The sequence below is a fragment of the Mycobacterium sp. E342 genome (genome assembly GCF_001667665.1).
Taxonomy (GTDB): Bacteria; Actinomycetota; Actinomycetes; order Mycobacteriales; family Mycobacteriaceae; genus Mycobacterium.
In genome coordinates, this window is record NZ_LZJM01000028.1 from 1 (window position 1) to 533 (window position 533).

Sequence of the window (533 nt, forward strand, 5' to 3'; positions counted from 1 at the left end):
CGGCGCTGATGTCGCCTACAGTAACCGTGTCAACACCGCGCTCAGCGAACAACGCGATAGCGGTACGGCCGATGTCGTCGCGCACGAGTCGTCGGCGTCGCTCGGTGAGTGGTTCGGTCATGCGCGCGACCTCACTTGCGCTGCCCGCGGGCGAACTCCGCGGCCCCGGCGAGCAGGCGAATCACCCGAGGTCCCATGTCGGTTCGGTCCGGGTCGATGCCCGCCTTGACCTGCCGAGCGTGCGACCCCTCCAGGATCACGGCCAGCTTGAACAACGCCAGAGCCTGGTAGTAGGGCAGCGCGGTGAGGTCCCGTCCGCTGAGGTTGGCGTATCGGTCCGCCAGCTGCTGACGACTCGGGTAGCCGGCCGAGCCGCCCGCCTGTTCGGTGATGATCGGATCTTCACCGGGCTCGGTCCACCGCGCGAGCAGGTGCCCAATATCGAGCAGCGGATCGCCGATGGTGCCGGTGTCCCAGTCAACGATTGCGGCGAGCCTAGCGGGCGGTTGCGGGCTGACCATGACGTTGAACGG

The 533-nt window shown here is 67.7% G+C and carries 1 protein-coding gene; it reads right to left on the bottom strand.

Annotation, left to right across the window (positions count from 1 at the left end):
* Window positions 1–131 precede the first annotated feature (131 nt).
* A partial coding sequence (locus A5692_RS01570; protein WP_156765873.1) for a phosphotransferase occupies window positions 132–533 on the bottom strand: 402 nt, incomplete at its 5' end.